This is a genomic window from Pseudomonas sp. SLFW (genome assembly GCF_009905615.1).
Taxonomy (GTDB): domain Bacteria; phylum Pseudomonadota; class Gammaproteobacteria; order Pseudomonadales; family Pseudomonadaceae; genus Aquipseudomonas; species Aquipseudomonas bambusae.
Window position 1 is genome coordinate 301,255 of sequence record NZ_JAAAKW010000007.1, and the last position, 16,284, is coordinate 317,538.

Sequence of the window (16,284 nt, forward strand, 5' to 3'; positions counted from 1 at the left end):
ATAACAATTGGATGCCTGTTCGACGCCAGCGCATCGATACGGACCATGGCGCAAGGCCTTTTGGCGACCCTGCTTTTTATGGTCGCCGAGGATAGCGCATTTCCGCCTGCGCTTTAACGGGGAGGAAGCTCGGCCAACAGGGCAAGGATGTCAAGCACCACCATGCGTGGAGGCCGCTCATCGGTTTCAATAATGACGTCGGCAATTTCCCGATAGAACGGATCGCGGATGGCCAATAGCTCGCGCAACACCCGTGCCGGGTCTGCGGTGCGCAGAAGCGGCCGATTGCGATCACGGGACGTACGGCCGACTTGCTGTTCCACGGAAGCGTGCAGATACACCACCCGCCCACCCGCGTGCAGGGCTCGACGGTTTTCTTCACGCATGACCGCGCCGCCACCGGTCGCAAGCACCACGCCATCAAAGGCGCACAGCTCGGCAATCATGGCTTGTTCGCGATCTCGAAAGCCCGCTTCACCTTCCTTGTCGAAGATCCACGGGATATTGGCGCCCGTTCGCAGTTCGATTTCCTTGTCGGAATCCTTGAACGGCAGTCGAAGCTCTTTGGCCAGCAGACGACCGATGGTGCTTTTGCCAGCCCCCATCGGTCCCACAAGTATTAAATTTCGCACAGAATCAACGACTCACAGCAATCGCCTGGTTGTTCATGATACGCGGAGTGAGGAACACCAACAGCTCGGATTTTTTCTCCGAGACAACATCCCGCCGGAAAAGGCGGCCAACATACGGCACATCGCCCAAAAATGGCACCTTATCGACGACTTTATTCTGTGTATTGGAGAACACGCCACCAATCACGATGGTTTCGCCGTCGGCCACCAGCACCTTGGCGTTGACTTCGTTTTTCTTGATCGGCGGTACGCCCAACACGGTGTTCACGTAGTCAGGTTCGTCCTTGGTCACCTTCACTTCCATGATGATGCGGTTGTCCGGGGTGATCTGCGGGGTCACCTCCAGGGACAACGACGCCTCTTTGAACGACACCGACGTCGCACCGCTGGAACTCGCTTCCTGATACGGCACTTCCGTACCCTTCAGAATTTTCGCGGTTTCCTTGTCCGAAGTGACGACCTTGGGTTGCGACACCACCTCACCGTTACCGGTTTTTTCCATGGCGGTCAGTTCAAGGTCGAGAATCGTGTTGTTGGTCAGGAAGCCCAGACCAATCGAAGACGTTGGGTTGGCCACTCCCATGTCCACGTATGGGCCATTGGTGTTACCAGCGCCCGTCACCGTGCCATTGCCGCCTGTGGTGTATTTGCCACCGGTGGTTGAACCACCCCAACGCACGCCCAGCGCCTTGTCGTAGTCGACGTTGGCTTCGACGATGCGCGCCTCGATCATCACCTGACGCACGGGAATGTCCAACTGCGAGACGATACGGCGCAGCTCATCGAGCCGGTCCTGCGTTTGATAGGCGATGATGTTGTTGGTCCGCTCATCGACGGTGATCGAACCGCGCTCGTCGGTCTTCGACTCAGCGCTGGTCACCGACTGGAACAGCTTGGCGATGTCCGCAGCCTTGGCATAGTTCACTTGCAGCAGTTCACGACGCAGCGGTGCCAGCTCGGCAATCTGCTTCAGCGATTCCAGCTCCTGACGTTCACGAGCGGCAATCTCGTCAGCAGGCGCGACCAGCAACACGTTGCCGATCTTGCGCTTGTCCAGGCCTTTGGTCTTGAGCACCAGGTCAAGCGCCTGGTCCCACGGCACGTTTTGCAGACGCAGGGTGATGCCACCTTGAACGGTGTCACTGGCCACCAGATTGAGATTGGTGAAGTCGGCGATCAATTGCAGCACCGAGCGCACGTCAATGTCCTGGAAGTTCAGCGACAGTTTCTCGCCGGTGTAGACCAGTTTGTCGGCATTGCGGCGAGCGACGTCTTCGTTGGTCAACGGACGCACGCTGATAGTCAGTTTGTTTTCGGTTTGATAGGCCGAGTAATCGAACGCACCGGACGGCTCGATGGAGATGCTCGCCTTGTCGCCGCTCACGCTGGAGTTGACGAACTGGACCGGTGTGGCGAAATCCTTCACGTCGAGGCGTACGCGCAACGGATCAGGCAGCTGAGTCTTGGCAAAATCCACACGAATTTTGCCGCCCTGCTCCTGAATGTCCGGCGCAATGCCTGCATCGCTCAGCTCGATCACAACGTTGCCTTCACCCAGCTCGCCGCGCTGGAAATCGACATTCTTGATCGAGCGTGGGCCCGGCGCAAAGGAGCGAGGGGCCGGTTTGGCTTGCGCGGCGCTGGCGGTCGCAGGGGGCACACTCACGCGCGGCGCGCCTTGGGCGGTACTTGGCTGTGAACCTTGCGCAGCGGCGGCACCCTGACCTACGACGACGAACAGGTTGTTGCCATCCACGCGGGAGCTGTAGGGCGCGAGCGTGGTCAGGTTGATGATCACACGGGTGCGATCCTTGGCTTCGACCACCACGACACTGTGGGCGTTACCCGACCCCAGGTCCCGGCTCTTGATCGCCAGTTGGCTGGTCACGCCGGGCAAATCCAGCGCAATGCGCGCCGGTTGCTCGGTGGTGTAGCCGCGCGGGGCGGCCACAGGGCCGTCGAAGGACAGTTTCAACTCGACCCGATCCCCCGGCAATGCGGCGACATCGAGCGTCTTGAGGTTGGCCGCCTGGAGAATCGGTGAAAGCATCGCCATCCATAGCGACACGCCGATAATCGAAAGAATCCTAGTCATGTTCACATTCCACCACTGTGCAGATCCGAAGGTGTTTCGCTTGCTTGCCGTCTTCATGAGCGTTCTTTCAGGGATATGCTGCGCGGCCGCTCAAGCCACGCCCCCTCTCCATCAGGCACGATTTCGATCACCTGCACTTCGGAGTCGGTGATCGAGACGATCCGGCCATCGTTGCGGCCCAGATAATCGCCCACCTTGACCCGATGAACCCCGCCCGCGCCACGCAGCAACGCGAACGTACCGGTTTCGTTGCTCAACGTGCCGACCATTTCAAAGCCGTCGATGTTGAAGCCTTCCAGGAACTGCTTGACCCGCGTCGGGTCTGGCTGGACCAGATGCGTGCCTTTCTGCCGGGCGATCAGATCGACCTTGATCGGCGGCTGGAACGGGCTGCGCAAACTGGCAGCCGCGTAGGTGAACGCTTCATAAGGCCGAAACTTCGGCATCGGCTCGATATTGCCCACCGGCCGGGCGCGGACCTCGGCCATGAACTGCTTCAAGTCGTCGAAATCACTGGAACTGTCGCAACCTGCCAACCCCATCAGCGCGGCGCCGAGGCACAACCAATGCACGGCCCTCATTTCGCGGGCCCCTTGTTGTCGATGTTCTGAAGCCCCTTGTCGTTATAGCGATAGGTCTTGGCGAGAATGCTCATGCGCAGTTTTCCAGGAGACTTGGGGTCCACCGGTTTGATTTCGAAATCATGCAGCGTCACGATCCGCGGCAGGCTGGCCACGCCGCTGACGAAGGTGGCGAGATCGTGATAAGCGCCAGTGACTGTGATCTGTATCGGCAGCTCGATGTAGAACTGCTGGGCCGCTTCAGGCAGAAGCTTGATCTCTTCGAACTCCAGACCGCTGCCCAGGCCGGTGCGGGTGATGTCTTCCAGCAGGCCCGGGACCTCGGTGTCGCTGGGCAGTTGCCGCAGCAGCGCGCCGAAAGTGTTCTCCATGTCGACCATCTGCGACTTGTAAGCCGGCAGGTTGGCCGCTTGATAAGCCTTGTTGGAGAACTGCTCTCTCAACGCGGTCTCGTCATTGCGTGCCTGGTCCAGCTGGGTCTGCATGTCCTGAATGTAGAAAAAGTAGCCACCGGCCAGCACCAGCACGAGCAACAGGGCGCCCGCGATGGTCTTGACCGCTGCGGGCCAGGAACCGAGGTTATTGATGTCCAGATCGTTGATGTCGATCTTGCGCAGGCTGTCCAGCCATTCATTCATGTTCATGGCTTGACCCCCTTCGCCGGAGTGGTGGGCTCAGCAGGAGGTTGCGTCTGACGCACCGTCAATTGGAAGGCATTGGACTGATCAGCCGATCCCGCCGCGCTGTTCGCCTTCACTTCGGTCAGGCTCGGCGACTCCAGCCAGTCGGACGCTTCAAGGTTACGCAACAGGTCCGAGACGCGGTTGTTGGATTCAGCCGCGCCGGAAATACTGATCAGCTTGTCCGTCATTTTCACTTCGTTGAAATACACCCCGTCCGGCAACGTACGCGCCAGTTGATCGAAGACGCGGCCAATGATCGGCCGGTTGCCTTGCAAGTCCTGAATGATCTTCATCCGCTCCAGCAGCTGCTTGCGACGGGCCTTCAGCTCGCTGATCTCTTTGATTTTTGCATCGAGCTGGACGATTTCGGTCTTGATGAACTGGTTGCGCGCGTTTTGATGACTGATCGCACTGCTCAAATATTGATCAGCCAGGAAAATGGCGCCGACACCGGCTACCAATACGCCGGCCAAGGAAAGCAGAAAGCGTTTCTTGCGCTCTTCGCGCAGCTGTTCCCGCCAGGGAAGTAAGTTGATCCGTGCCATTAATCGAAGCTCCTCAGCGCCAGACCGCACGCGATCATCAAGGCCGGGGCGTCACTCGCCAGCGCGCCCGCGTTCACCTTGGCGCTGAGCGCCATGTCGGCAAAAGGGTTGGCGACCATGGTCGGGGTGCCCAGGCGTTCCTGGATCAGACGATCCAGTCCGGCAATGGATGCCGTCCCGCCTGCCAGCATGATGTAGTCGACACGGTTGTACTGGCCGGCGGCGAAGAAGAACTGCAACGAGCGGGAAACCTGCTGAACCACGGCGTCCTTGAACGGCTGCAGCACTTCCAGCGTGTAGTCGTCCGGCAAGCCGCCCTGCTTCTTCGCAAGCCCGGCTTCGCCGAGGGACAGGCCGTAACGGCGCTGAATTTCTTCAGTGAGCTGACGCCCGCCAAACAGTTGCTCGCGGGTATAAATGATGCGGCCGTTGTGCAGCACGCTGAGGGTGGTCATGGTGGCGCCGATGTCGATGACCGCGACGGTCAGTTGTTCGTGATCCTGACCCAACTGAGCGGACAACAGGCCGAAGGAGCGCTCCAGCGCGTAGGCTTCAACATCGACCACGCGCGCGGTCAGGTTGGCCAGCGCCAACGCAGCTTCGCGGACTTCGACGTTTTCCTTGCGGCAGGCAGCGAGCAGCACGTCGACACGCTCGGGATTGCGTGCCGAATAGCCTTGCACTTCGAAGTCGATAGCGACTTCTTCAAGCGGATAGGGAATGTATTGGTCGGCTTCGATCTTGAGCTGGTTTTCCATCTCGTCGTCGGAAAGACCGGCATCCATCTCGATGGTCTTGGTAATGACCGCCGAACCCGCCACTGCAACCGCCGCGATTTTGACGTTTGTCTTGGCTTTTACCAACACCCGCGTCAACGCATTGCCGACCCCTTCCAGTTCGGCAATGTTTTTTTCCACCACCGCATTGGCGGGCAGTGGCTCGACCGCGTAAGACTCGACCTTGTAGCGGGTGCCGGAACGACTCAGTTCAAGGAGTTTCACCGAGGTGGAGCTAATATCGATCCCTAGAAGGGTATTGGCCTTCTTACTGAAGAGTTCGAACACAACCGATTCCCTATGCGTTTCCGTCACTTACGGATATTTTTTTGTCCAACACCACTGTCGGCAGCCTTGACAGTAGCGCAAATAACGCTCGGCGACGAAAAATGCTTATAATGCCCAGCGTTTTTTTCGTGTAGCAAAGCTTCAAGGCGTGTTCATTTGTGAATGCCTGCGCTTAACCCATTCTTTTTTCTGGAAATCCAAAAGCCTTGATACGCCTGCTGAAGTTTTTCTGGTGGTCCATCGTCGCTGTCGTCTGCGGGCTGCTGCTCGGCTTGAGCGGTGCCTTCCTTTACCTGTCTCCGAATCTTCCTTCGGTCGACGCACTGCGCAACATTCAGCTGCAAATCCCGCTGCGCGTCTTCAGCAGCGACGGCAAGCTGATTGCAGAGTTTGGCGAAATGCGCCGTTCCCCGATCCGTTTCGCCGACATTCCACCCAATTTCATCCACGCCTTGCTGTCCGCCGAAGACGACAACTTCGCCAACCACTACGGCGTTGACCCCAGCAGCCTGATGCGCGCCGCCAGCCAACTGGTCAAGAGCGGTCACATTCAGTCCGGCGGCTCGACCATCACCATGCAGGTCGCGAAGAACTACTTCCTGACCAGCGAGCGCAGTTTTTCGCGCAAAACCACCGAGATTCTCTTGGCCTTGCAAATCGAGCGCCAACTTACAAAAGACGAGATTCTGGAGCTCTACGTCAACAAGATCTACCTGGGCAACAGGGCTTATGGTATCGAGGCCGCAGCACAGGTTTATTACGGCAAATCCATTCGTGACCTGAGCGTCGCCCAGATGGCAATGATCGCCGGCCTGCCCAAGGCACCGTCACGATTCAACCCACTGGCCAACCCGGTGCGCGCCAAAGAGCGTCGCGACTGGATTCTGGGCCGCATGTTCAAGCTCGGCAAAATCGATCAGAACACCTATCAGGTCGCCCTGGCCGAGCCGATCAACGCCAGCTATCACGTTCAGAGCCCTGAAGTGAACGCGCCGTACATCGCCGAAATGGCCCGCGCCGAGATGGTCGGCCGTTACGGCAGCGAAGCCTACACAGAAGGCTTCCGCGTCACCACTACTGTTCCGAGCAATCTTCAGGAAGACGCCAACAAAGCCGTACAGGATGGCCTGATCGAATACGACCAGCGTCATGGCTACCGTGGTCCGGAAAGCCGTTTCCCCGGCCTGACCCGCGACGGCTGGGTACAGGAGCTGACCAAGCAGCGCCCGATCAGTGGCCTCGAACCGGCCATCGTCAGCCAGGTCGACAAGACCGGCATTCACGTCCTGACCCGCAACGGCGAGAAAGAAGAAACCGTCGCCTGGGACAGCATGAAATGGGCGAAGGCGTTCCTGAACACCAACAGCGTCGGCGCGAACCCGAAACAGCCCTCGGACGTCGCCCACGTCGGCGATCTGGTGCGTGTGCAACGGCAACCCGACAATTCGCTCAAATTCAGCCAGATCCCGCAGGCGCAAAGCGCGCTGGTGTCGCTGGACCCGCACAACGGCGCAATCCGTGCTCTGGTGGGTGGCTTCGCGTTTGAGCAGAGCAATTACAACCGTGCGATGCAGGCCAAGCGTCAGCCAGGTTCGAGCTTCAAGCCGTTCCTGTACTCCGCCGCGCTGGACAACGGCTACACCGCCGCCAGCCTGGTCAATGACGCGCCGATCGTGTTCGTCGACGAAGCGGTGGACAAGGTCTGGCGTCCGAAGAACGACACCGGCACCTTCCTCGGCCCGATTCGCTTGCGTGAGGCGTTGTACAAGTCGCGCAACCTTGTGTCGATCCGACTGCTGCAAAGCCTGGGCGTGAACACCGCGATCAACTACATCACCCGCTTCGGCTTCAACAAGCAGGACCTGCCGCCGAACCTGTCGCTGGCCCTCGGCACGGCAACCTTGACCCCGATGGAAATCGTCAGCGGCTGGAGCACGTTCGCCAACGGCGGTTACAAGGTCAGCCCGTACCTGATCGACAAGATCGAAGACCGCGAAGGCAAGACGCTGTTCGTCGCCAACCCGCCGACGGTCCCGGCCAATGACCCGAACCCAAAAGCCGTCAACGAGGCCATGGTCAGCAATGCCACGACCTACGCGGCGCCTGAAACGCCAGCACTGACCGCGAACACCGTACCCAACGCACTCGACACCAGTGGCGCACCACCGACCCCGGCAGTGGCCCCGCGCATTGTCGATGGCCGGACGACCTACATCCTCAATAGCATGCTGCAGGACGTGATCAAACGCGGCACCGGGCGTCGCGCCTTGTCGATGAACCGTCCGGACATCGCAGGCAAGACCGGTACGACCAACGACTCGAAAGACGCCTGGTTCTCCGGTTACAACGGCGATTACGTGACTACGGTGTGGACCGGCTTCGACCAGCCCGAAAGCCTCGGTCGTCACGAGTTCGGCGGCACCGTCGCGTTGCCGATCTGGATGAACTACATGAGTGCAGCGCTCAAGGAAAAGCCGCCGCACGTTCAGGCAGAGCCCGATGGCATCCTCAGCCTGCGCATCGACCCGGTGAGCGGCCGCTCCGCCACACCCAGCACGGCAGGCGCGTTCTTCGAACTGTTCAAAAGCGAAGACACTCCACCGAGCGTGAACGAATTGAACGGCGGCCCCGCACCGGGCAGCCCGTTGCCAGCGGACGAGTCGGCGCCGATCGACCTGTTTTGAGGAGGCGGCTCAAGGATTACGTCGACCTGTAGGAGTGAGCTTGCTCGCGATGGCGGCATAACAGTCAGCATCATCGTCGGCAGACACGTCGCTATCGCGAGCAAGCTCACTCCTACAGTTGTCCGCTCGACCCAAGACACAAAAAAGCCCTACGTCGCTGCAGGGCTTTTTGTTTGCCGTTGTGTGATCAGCCGTTGAAGACTTGATCCACGTTGGTCAGTGGGTAGTGCTTCGGATACGGCTGAGTCGCGACGCCGCTTTCGATAGCAGCCTTGGCAACGGCATCGGAAACAACGGTCAGCAGACGCACGTCCAGTGGTTTCGGGATGATGTATTCACGGCCGAATTCCAGCTTGATACCGCCGTAGGCGTCGCAGACTTCCTGCGGCACTGGCAGCTTGGCCAGCTCACGCAGAGCATTGGCCGCGGCGATTTTCATCTCTTCGTTGATGCGCTTGGCGCGAACGTCCAGAGCACCACGGAAGATGAACGGGAAGCCTAGGACGTTGTTGACCTGGTTCGGGTAGTCCGAACGGCCTGTCGCCATGATCACATCGCTGCGCGTGGCGTGAGCCAGTTCCGGCGAGATTTCCGGATCAGGGTTCGAGCACGCGAACACGATCGGATTGGCAGCCATGGACTTCAAGCCTTCCGGGCTCAGCAGGTTCGGACCCGACAGGCCGACGAACACGTCAGCACCGTTCAGTGCGTCAGCCAGGGTGCGCTTGTCGGTCGAGTGAGCGAATTGCGCCTTGTACTGGTTCAGATCGGAACGCTCGGAGTGCACCACGCCGTTACGGTCAATCATGAAGATGTTTTCGATCTTCGCGCCCATGCTCACCAGCAGCTTCATGCACGAGATGGCGGCGGCGCCAGCGCCGAGGCAGACGATCTTCGCGTCTTCCAGCGTTTTGCCAGCGATTTCCAGGGCATTGATCATGCCCGCTGCGGTCACGATGGCCGTGCCGTGCTGGTCATCGTGGAACACCGGAATGTCGCACTGTTCGATCAGCGCTTTTTCGATCTCGAAGCACTCGGGTGCCTTGATGTCTTCAAGGTTGATACCACCGAACGTGATAGAGATGCGCTTGACGGTGTCGATGAATGCTTGCGGGCTTTCCGAATCGACTTCGATGTCGAACACGTCGATGCCAGCGAAACGCTTGAACAGAACGCCTTTGCCTTCCATGACCGGCTTGGACGCCAGCGGGCCAAGATTGCCCAGACCGAGGATCGCGGTGCCATCAGAGATGACCGCAACCAGGTTGCCCTTGCCGGTGTACTTGTACGCCAGCTCAGGGTCGCGACCGATCTCACGCACTGGCTCAGCCACACCCGGGCTGTAGGCCAGAGAGAGGTCACGCGCAGTGGCAGTGGCTTTGGTGAGTTCTACGCTCAATTTCCCAGGGCGAGGGTTGGCGTGATAGTCGAGCGCGGCAGTTTTCAAATCTGACATGGGGGCATTCCGCTTTTTTGCTGTTGGACAGACGGACGAACGAGCATACGCAAGTCAGAAAGTCCTAACAAGACTACCGGGTCAGGTGTGTCAAGAGGCCGCATCTACGACTTTCAGCGTAGAGCCACGTCTTTAAAGGCCTCCAGAGAAAAACAATTCATGGAAAAAATGTTCACAATTTTAGGTTGAAGTTGTATTCAACATGACAGGATGCGTGATCGGCATCATCCAGCGTGGCTGACCGGACTTAAGACCGCCTCGACGGGATCGGTCAACAACCCAACCCCGCGCTTCTACCTGCTGACCTTTCAGACGTTGCAGGCCAGCACTGTCGAACTGCCCTACAAGATTGGGAGCAATACGCAATACCAGCGCATCGCCGAACTCGATCCAGATACCCCCGCCATTGCGCTGAACATTCGTCACGCGCCCCGACACGAGGGCGAATCCACCGCTGCTGATTTGCTCGGGGGATTGCACCGGGGAATTGCGCCATATCCCAACGCCCGCTTGGCGCGCGGTCTTTTCCGCGGCCTGCTGGCATTCGACCAGCGCCACGTTCGGAGACACCGCCACCAGATAGCCCAGCCCTTCCGCGAGCAACTGCGCTTCCAGGTTGGCGCCATTGCGGCCATAGACGTTGGCCAGGGTACGTCCGTAATGATCAGCGGCCTGCTCACCGATCCTCAGACTGACTTGACCGTCGCTTTCATCTACCAACGTTTGCAGTCGGCGCTTGGCGGCTTCGGCAAACGGTTGGGCGGACTGACCTTTTTTGCCAGTTTCCGGCGCATTGAGACCAACCATCCGCACGCTGCGTCCATCACTCAAACGAAGGGTGTCGCCATCCACCACGCGCTGAACCTGCGCGGTGGGCAAATTGGAAGGCGACGGGCACAAGGCCTGGGCGGTAGAGAGCCAAATCGCAGGCACAAAAAAGGCGCCCGCAAGGGACGCCTTCTTGAGCAGCCTGGATAAGCTCGGGGAGCGATCCAGAAAATCCACTCTTACTTCGCTTTGGTTGCGCCGAACGCACCGAAACGCGACTTGAACTTGTCGACGCGACCGCCAACGTCCAGAGTCTTTTGCTTACCGGTGTAGAACGGGTGGCACTCGTTGCAAACGTCCAGGCTCAGAGGCTTGGCCAGGTTGGAACGGGTGTGGATGACGTTGCCGCAGCTGCAGGTTGCAACGACGTCTTCGTAAACTGGATGGATATCAGCTTTCATCGGTATTTCCTCAGGCTAGCGTGCCGCCACCCAACACTATTGTTGAATACCGCACGGAATTAGGCCGCGCATATTAACAGACAATGCCGATCACGCAAGAGAACGTTATCGCCGGTCGTCTGCTAAGATCGCGCCCTTGGTCATACTCCGTAACAGGACATCCCCCGCGTGCCCGACGCCATTTTGCGCCTCGCCCTGCCCTCCCCCTTGCGCCGCCTGTTCGACTACCGCGCCCCCGCCGGGATTGCGCGCAGTGCGCTGCAACCGGGCATGCGGTTGCGGGTGCCGTTCGGGCGTCGGGAGATGATCGGCATCCTGGTTGAGATCACCGATCACAGCGATGTGCCCGAGGACAAACTAAAGCCCGCGATTGCGCTGCTCGACCACGAAGCGCCGCTGCCACCCGCCCTGTTCAAGCTGTGTCTGTGGACGGCACAGTATTATCAGCACAGCCTCGGTGACACGTTGAGCTGGGCGTTGCCGGTCTTGCTGCGTCAAGGCGAGCCCGCAGAGGCCCGGCAAGAGCGTTTCTGGCAGATCGCGACCGGCGCCAGCATCGATGACCCGCGCATCGCCCGAGCACCGAAACAGAAAGAAGCGTTGCAAACCCTGGCCCAGCACCCCCACGGCGTCGCCCATCAACTGCTGAGCAAGCTGATGCTCAACCGTGACAGCCTCAATCTGTTGCTGGCCAAGGAGTTGGTGACGGTGGAAGTGCGCGGCCATGCCCCGGTGGCGCGGCATGAGCATTGGCTGGCGCAACCGGAACTGCCGCTGAACATTGAACAACGCGCCGCGTATGAAGCCATTCGCTCGGGCTTCGGCAGCTTCCATACGTCTTTGCTCGCAGGCGTGACCGGCAGCGGCAAGACCGAGGTTTACCTGCAACTGATCCGCGAGACGCTGGAGGCAGGCAAACAGGCGCTGGTGCTGATTCCGGAAATCAATCTCGGCCCGCAGACCCTTGCTCGTTTCGAGCAGCGTTTCAATGCGCGGATCGCGTTGTTGCATTCGGCGGTCAACGACCGGGACCGCCTGGACGCTTGGCTCGCCGCCCGCGACGGCGAAGCGGACATCATCATCGGTACGCGTTCGGCGCTGTTCACGCCCATGAAGAACCCTGGCCTGATCATCATCGACGAAGAACACGACGGTTCTTATAAGCAGCAAGAAGGCCTGCGTTATCACGCGCGGGACCTGGCACTGGTCCGCGCCCGCCAGGAAGATATCCCGATCGTGCTCGGCTCGGCCACGCCTTCGCTGGAAAGCCTGCACAATGCCTACACCGGCCGGTACGCCCTCCTACGCCTGAACCAACGCGCAGGCGGCGCCCAACAGCCACGCTTCCTGCGCCTGGACGTGAAAAGCCGCCCGCTGGACAGCGGCATTTCCGGCCCGATGCAGCAAGCCATCGGACAGACGCTGGCCGCCGGACAACAGGTGCTGGTGTTCCTCAATCGCCGAGGATTCGCGCCGACGTTGCTGTGTCACGACTGCGGCTGGTTGTCGGAATGCACCCGCTGCGATGCGCGCATGACCGTTCACCAGCGTTCCGGCGAACTGCGCTGCCACCATTGCGGCCACGTTGAGCGCGTGCCGCGCAACTGTCCGGCCTGCGGCAAGGTCGACCTTCGCCCCGTCGGTGCGGGGACGGAACGGGCCGAAGAGCGGCTGGCGATTCTGTTTCCGGACTATCCGGTGCTGCGAGTGGATCGCGACAGCACCTCGCGCAAGGACGCGATGAATCAGCTGTTCGCAACGATCCAGAAAGGGCATCCCTGCATTCTGGTCGGCACGCAGATGCTCGCCAAAGGGCACCACTTCCCCCGCGTGACGCTGGTGTCGATTCTGGACGCTGACGGCGGGCTGTTTTCCGGCGACTTCCGCGCCAGCGAACGCATGGCCCAGTTGATCGTGCAGGTCGCGGGCCGCGCGGGGCGCGCCGAAGAGCCGGGCAAGGTGATCATCCAGACGCACCTGGCCGACCACCCGCTGCTGATCCAGCTCACCGAGCAGGGGTACTTCGCCTTTGCCGAGCAGGCGCTGAGCGAGCGTCGCGCTGCTGGCCTGCCGCCGTTCTCGCACTTGGCGCTGTTACGCGCTGAAGCCCATAAACCGGGACAAGCTGAGGGATTTTTAGACGAAGCCTGTACGGAAGCGGAACAGCTGTTGAAGGAAATGTCGCTGGGCGGGATTGAACTGTTAGGCCCGGTTCCGGCTCCGATGGAACGCCGCGCGGGGCGATACAGGGCGCAACTGCTGCTGCAAGCCAACGCTCGCGCGCCGCTGCATAAATTGCTGGCAACATGGCTGCTGGCACTGGAGAGCATGCCGAGCGGGCGGGCGGTCAGGTGGTCGCTGGATGTGGACCCGGTGGATTTGTACTGAACGGGAGATGACCTGTAGGAGCGCGGCTTGTCCCGCGATCGGCTGCGCAGCAGTCGTTAAACCTTGCACCTTTACCCCATCTGACACACCTGAGTTTGAGGGTTTGCTGCCGGTTCCCGGCAGTTCGCGGGACAAGCCACGCTCCTACAGAGGACTGCGGCGCTACCGTGAAGATTCACAACCGCACATCCAACCCGGTTGGCAAGGTGGCTCCGGCAACGGATAATGCCCAGTTTTTCCACCCGCGCATCGAAGCGCTGCCGCGCTTGCGGTCGAAAGAGAGCCTCATGAAAGACACCATTCGCCAGCTGATCCAACAAGCTCTGAGCCAACTCGTCACCGAAGGCGTCTTGCCGGAAGGGCTGACGCCGGCGATTCAGGTGGAAAACGCCAAGGACAAGAAAAACGGCGACTTCGCCAGCAATATCGCCATGATGTTGGCCAAGCCTGCGGGCCTGAAACCTCGTGACCTGGCCGAGAAGATCGTCGCCGCGCTGCCCGCCGACGAGCAGATCACCAAAGTCGACATCGCCGGTCCTGGCTTCCTCAATTTCTTCCAGAACACCCAAGCCCTCGCGTCGCGCCTCGACGAAGCACTGGCCGACGCCACCCTGTCGGTGCGCAAGAACGGTCCCGCCCAACGCGTGGTGGTCGACCTGTCCGCGCCGAACCTCGCTAAAGAGATGCACGTCGGCCACCTGCGCTCAACCATCATCGGCGACGGCGTGGCCAGCGTGCTGGAATTCCTCGGCGACACCGTCATTCGTCAGAACCACGTCGGCGACTGGGGCACTCAGTTCGGCATGCTGCTGGCCTATCTGCAGGAAACCCCGGCGACCAGCGACGAGCTGTCGGACCTGGAAAACTTCTACCGCGCCGCCAAGGGCCGTTTCGACGAGTCCGAAGAGTTTGCCGAGCGCGCACGTGGCCTGGTGGTGAAGCTGCAAGCAGGCGACCCTGAGTGCCTGACGCTGTGGACCCGTTTCAAAGACATCTCCCTGTCCCACTGCCAGGAAGTGTACGAGCGCCTGAACGTCAAACTGACGCCGAAAGACGTCATGGGCGAAAGCGCCTATAACGACGACCTCGCCAACGTCGTCGCCGACCTGAAAAAAGCCGGTCTGCTGGTTGAGAGCAACGGCGCACAATGCGTGTTCCTCGAAGAATTCAAGACTGCCGAAGGCACGCCACTGCCGGTGATCGTGCAAAAGGCCGGTGGCGGCTATCTCTATGCGACCACCGACCTCGCTGCCGTGCGCTACCGCAGCAACGTGTTGAAAGCTGATCGCGCGCTGTATTTCGTCGATCAGCGTCAGGCCCTGCACTTCCAGCAGGTGTTCGAAGTGGCGCGCCGCGCCGGTTTCGTCACCAACGGCATGCAGATGGAACACATGGGCTTCGGCACCATGAACGGCGCCGATGGCCGCCCGTTCAAGACCCGCGATGGCGGCACCGTGAAGCTGGTTGACCTGCTGGATGAAGCCGAAGAGCGCGCCTACGTGCTGGTGAGAGAGAAAAACCCGGAAGTTGCCGAAGACGAATTGCGCACCATCGCCAAGGCCGTGGGCATCAGCGCGGTGAAATACGCTGACCTGTCCAAGCACCGCGCCAGCGATTACAGCTTCAATTTCGATCAGATGCTCAGCTTCGAAGGCAACACTGCGCCGTACCTGCTGTACGCCTACACCCGTGTGGTGGGCGTGTTCCGCAAGCTGGGCGAGGCGTTCGATGCGAGCAAAGGCCAGATCATCCTCGAAGCGCCGCAAGAGCAGGACCTGGCCGCGCGTCTGGCTCAGTTTGGTGAAACCGTGAACAACGTCGCCGAAAAAGGCACGCCGCACGTGTTGTGCGCCTATCTGTACGATCTGGCCGGTCTGTTCTCCAGCTTCTACGAGAACTGCCCGATCCTGAACGCGGAAAACCCCGAGCAACAGCAAAGCCGTCTGCGCCTCGCGCACCTGACCGGTCGCACCCTCAAGCAAGGCCTGCAACTGCTGGGTCTGGAAACTCTGGAGCGTATGTAACTTGGCAGTCAAAAAGAAACCTGCTCCCAAGCGCGGTGCCAGCCGGTACGAGGCCCCCGCAAAGAAGCCGATTCCGGGATGGGTGTGGCTGGCGGTCGGCCTGTCCGTCGGTGCATTCATCGTCTTTCTGATGAAGCTGGAGCCTGGCAGCGGCGATGACATCAAGCGGAACAAGGCCGAAGCCAAGGCTGCGAAGATCGCTGAAGCGAACAAGACGCCGCCGAGCCCTACCGCGCCGGTGAAGCCGAAATACGATTTCTACACGCTGCTGCCGGAGTCGGAAGTCATCGTGCCGAACGAAGCCGTGCCGGAGAAAACGCCGCCGTCCGTGGCCGCGCCGACCACACCGGTTACTCCTGAGGTCGCCGCGAAGATCGACACCGCACGTGCCCAGGCAGCGCTTAGCGGCCTGACACCGCCGCCAGCGCCCCCGGTCGCGAAACCCGCGCCGGTGACGACGTTCTTCCTGCAGGCGGGTTCGTTCCGCAAACAGACGGACGCTGACAAGGTTCGCGCACAGATCATTCTGTTGGGGCAAGCCGCGACGGTTGAATCCGGGACGGTGAAGGACGAGACGTGGTATCGCGTATTGGTCGGCCCGTTCAGCAACCGCGAACAACTGACGACCGCGCAGAAGCAACTGGCGAGTGGTGGATTCAGTAACCTTCTGTTGCAACAACGCCAGGCCCGCTAACGTTCACACAATCCCTTGTAGGAGCGTGGCTTGTCCCGCGACCGGCTGCGAAGCAGTCGTAAAATCAGGCGGCGCGGTTGTTTCAGGTACACCGCGCTCACAGGTTTTACGACGACTTCGTCGCCGGTCGCAGGACAAGCCAGCTCCTACAGTTGATTCGCGACAGCCCCTGCCATTCATCCCCCGCAGTTGAAATACCCGCCCCCACC

The 16,284-nt window shown here is 60.3% G+C and carries 13 protein-coding genes; 4 read left to right on the top strand and 9 right to left on the bottom strand.

Features of this window, described 5'->3' with window-relative positions; genetic code table 11:
* Positions 1-113: 113 nt before the first annotated feature.
* From aroK to GVN17_RS15435, 6 genes are read right to left on the bottom strand one after another with little or no spacing between them, the layout of a single operon-like run.
* Complete coding sequence (gene aroK / locus GVN17_RS15410) at positions 114-632, bottom strand: shikimate kinase AroK (protein WP_110950932.1); 519 nt, start codon at positions 630-632, stop codon at positions 114-116.
* 4 nt (positions 633-636) lie between these two features.
* Positions 637-2,727 (bottom strand): type IV pilus secretin PilQ, encoded by a 2,091-nt coding sequence (gene pilQ / locus GVN17_RS15415; protein WP_166596127.1) that lies wholly within the window; start codon positions 2,725-2,727, stop codon positions 637-639.
* Positions 2,728-2,780: 53 nt separating this feature from the next.
* A complete protein-coding gene (pilP, locus tag GVN17_RS15420) occupies positions 2,781-3,308 on the bottom strand; it encodes a type 4a pilus biogenesis lipoprotein PilP (RefSeq protein ID WP_166596128.1) in 528 nt (175 codons plus the stop codon).
* Complete coding sequence (gene pilO / locus GVN17_RS15425) at positions 3,305-3,952, bottom strand: type 4a pilus biogenesis protein PilO (protein ID WP_166596129.1); 648 nt, start codon at positions 3,950-3,952, stop codon at positions 3,305-3,307. The genes pilP and pilO overlap by 4 nt, the downstream gene beginning before the upstream one ends.
* On the bottom strand, positions 3,949-4,536 hold the full coding sequence (locus GVN17_RS15430; RefSeq protein ID WP_166596130.1) for a PilN domain-containing protein: 588 nt from the start codon (positions 4,534-4,536) through the stop codon (positions 3,949-3,951). Before GVN17_RS15430 ends, pilO begins: the two co-directional genes overlap by 4 nt.
* Complete coding sequence (locus GVN17_RS15435) at positions 4,536-5,600, bottom strand: pilus assembly protein PilM (RefSeq protein ID WP_166596131.1); 1,065 nt, start codon at positions 5,598-5,600, stop codon at positions 4,536-4,538. The genes GVN17_RS15430 and GVN17_RS15435 overlap by 1 nt, the downstream gene beginning before the upstream one ends.
* Positions 5,601-5,809: 209 nt before the next feature.
* Between GVN17_RS15435 and GVN17_RS15440 the strand changes: the two genes are divergently transcribed.
* Positions 5,810-8,284 carry a penicillin-binding protein 1A gene (locus GVN17_RS15440; protein ID WP_371928555.1) on the top strand — a complete coding sequence of 825 codons (2,475 nt, stop codon included), beginning with the start codon at positions 5,810-5,812 and terminating at the stop codon, positions 8,282-8,284.
* Between the two features lie 187 nt (positions 8,285-8,471).
* Here GVN17_RS15440 and GVN17_RS15445 read toward each other — a convergent pair whose 3' ends face one another.
* The 3 genes from GVN17_RS15445 to rpmE all read right to left on the bottom strand — a co-directional run bounded on the left by GVN17_RS15445 (position 8,472) and on the right by rpmE (position 10,969).
* Positions 8,472-9,740 carry a malic enzyme-like NAD(P)-binding protein gene (locus tag GVN17_RS15445; protein WP_166596133.1) on the bottom strand — a complete coding sequence of 423 codons (1,269 nt, stop codon included), beginning with the start codon at positions 9,738-9,740 and terminating at the stop codon, positions 8,472-8,474.
* A gap of 180 nt (positions 9,741-9,920) precedes the next feature.
* Positions 9,921-10,736, bottom strand: a complete 816-nt coding sequence (locus tag GVN17_RS15450; protein ID WP_166596149.1) for a thermonuclease family protein — start codon at positions 10,734-10,736, stop codon at positions 9,921-9,923.
* Between the two features lie 11 nt (positions 10,737-10,747).
* Positions 10,748-10,969, bottom strand: coding sequence for a 50S ribosomal protein L31 (gene rpmE / locus GVN17_RS15455; RefSeq protein WP_062379238.1), 222 nt, complete (start codon positions 10,967-10,969; stop codon positions 10,748-10,750).
* A 168-nt stretch (positions 10,970-11,137) separates the two neighbouring features.
* On the opposite strand from rpmE, the gene GVN17_RS15460 reads away from it, so the two are divergent.
* The 3 genes from GVN17_RS15460 to GVN17_RS15475 all read left to right on the top strand — a co-directional run bounded on the left by GVN17_RS15460 (position 11,138) and on the right by GVN17_RS15475 (position 16,075).
* On the top strand, positions 11,138-13,357 hold the full coding sequence (locus GVN17_RS15460; protein ID WP_166596134.1) for a primosomal protein N': 2,220 nt from the start codon (positions 11,138-11,140) through the stop codon (positions 13,355-13,357).
* A gap of 287 nt (positions 13,358-13,644) precedes the next feature.
* Positions 13,645-15,381, top strand: coding sequence for an arginine--tRNA ligase (argS, locus tag GVN17_RS15470; protein ID WP_166596136.1), 1,737 nt, complete (start codon positions 13,645-13,647; stop codon positions 15,379-15,381).
* Between the two features lies 1 nt (position 15,382).
* Positions 15,383-16,075: an SPOR domain-containing protein gene (locus GVN17_RS15475; protein ID WP_166596137.1), complete on the top strand. Its 693-nt coding sequence runs from the start codon at positions 15,383-15,385 to the stop codon at positions 16,073-16,075.
* Positions 16,076-16,284 lie beyond the last annotated feature (209 nt).

Coding starts and splice junctions, on each gene's coding strand:
- pilQ (WP_166596127.1), bottom strand. CDS start 2,727: ATGACTAGGATTCTTTCGATTATCGGCGTGTCGCTATGGATGGCGATG.
- pilP (WP_166596128.1), bottom strand. CDS start 3,308: ATGAGGGCCGTGCATTGGTTGTGCCTCGGCGCCGCGCTGATGGGGTTG.
- pilO (WP_166596129.1), bottom strand. CDS start 3,952: ATGAACATGAATGAATGGCTGGACAGCCTGCGCAAGATCGACATCAAC.
- GVN17_RS15430 (WP_166596130.1), bottom strand. CDS start 4,536: ATGGCACGGATCAACTTACTTCCCTGGCGGGAACAGCTGCGCGAAGAG.
- GVN17_RS15445 (WP_166596133.1), bottom strand. CDS start 9,740: ATGTCAGATTTGAAAACTGCCGCGCTCGACTATCACGCCAACCCTCGC.
- rpmE (WP_062379238.1), bottom strand. CDS start 10,969: ATGAAAGCTGATATCCATCCAGTTTACGAAGACGTCGTTGCAACCTGC.
- argS (WP_166596136.1), top strand. CDS start 13,645: ATGAAAGACACCATTCGCCAGCTGATCCAACAAGCTCTGAGCCAACTC.